General features: G+C 44.0%; 1 protein-coding gene. It reads right to left on the reverse strand.

Annotation, left to right across the window (positions count from 1 at the left end):
* Nucleotides 1-912 (reverse strand): IS110 family transposase (locus tag ACQ4MZ_RS31545; RefSeq protein ID WP_430852026.1); only part of this gene is annotated, 912 nt, incomplete at its 3' end.
* Between the last annotated feature and the right edge of the window lie 243 nt (nt 913-1155).

Below are 1155 nucleotides of genomic sequence, written 5' to 3' on the forward strand. Positions count from 1 at the left end.
GATTTTGTTTCTAACTGCATTCAGGACTGACATTTTGTTTTTGCCTTCGGCTACTTTTCTGCGATAGTACTCCCGGAATTTGTTGTCCAACCTGATAGCGCTCATTGCCGCCAGATGCAAAATGCTTTTCATGCTTTTATCCGCATAAGTCGATACCCGGGGCTGTCGCCTGACTGATGTCCCTGATTGGTGTTCGAAGGGAACAATGCCGCAGTAGCAAGCCATTTTCCTAGGTTCTGTAATCGCGGTAAAACCTTCGGTTTTCGCGATCATCGTCCAACACGTTATCGGGCCGACGCCTGGTACAGACCGTATCTGCTTAGCCTGTTCCTTGATCGATTCATCGCCCTGGACGATCTTTTTAATCTCTACTTCAAGCTTTTCGATCTGCTGTTGTATGGACCCGATCAAACTCTGGTTCATTTTAGTAAGCTGCTTTTCCAGACCGATCGTGTTCATCAGCTTATAATCTGACTGGTGGCCAAGCAATTGCCTTTTCATTTTGATCCTCGCATTACGCTCCGCTAACAACACCTTCATCTTCTGAATGTTAGCCGTTGTTGGCTTCCAGATTGTACATTCTTCCTGGTTCTTTTGGATAAACTTACAGATCCGCTGGGCATCCACCCGGTCATTCTTGCCCCTGACGAGCCCCATGCTCTTTTTCAGATGTAAAGCAGAGACCACGTACACTTCGAAATTGTATTTGGACAAAGCTTCATACAGCTGCCAGTTATAGCGTCCTGTGTTTTCCATGGCCACGACAAGCTGCTGTCCGCTCAACTTTTTGAAAAAACCATGGATCGCCTTCACCTGGTTAGCAATCGTAAAATGCTCTTCGGAGCCTTCTTTTTGCAGGCAGATATCAAGTGTTTTGCTGCTGATATCTATGCCGATAATGATCTTTTTCATAAATTGGTGTTGGAAAAATGTGAATGAGAAATTCATCAATTGACTCAACTCCTTGATAATGGGCTCTTGTCCCAAATTTCTATATGAGCATTTGATGAAGGGGAAGTAAAGTCTAAATCAAGCTGTGAGTTTTAGCTCAGAGCGCATGTCATAGTTTACTTTACTTCCCTTCTCATTTCATAATTTAGCTACACCAATCTTACTTCCCTAACACATTACGAATCTAAAGGAGCGCAGTCGAAG

This window comes from Dyadobacter sp. BHUBP1 (assembly GCF_050587785.1).
GTDB lineage: Bacteria > Bacteroidota > Bacteroidia > Cytophagales > Spirosomataceae > Dyadobacter.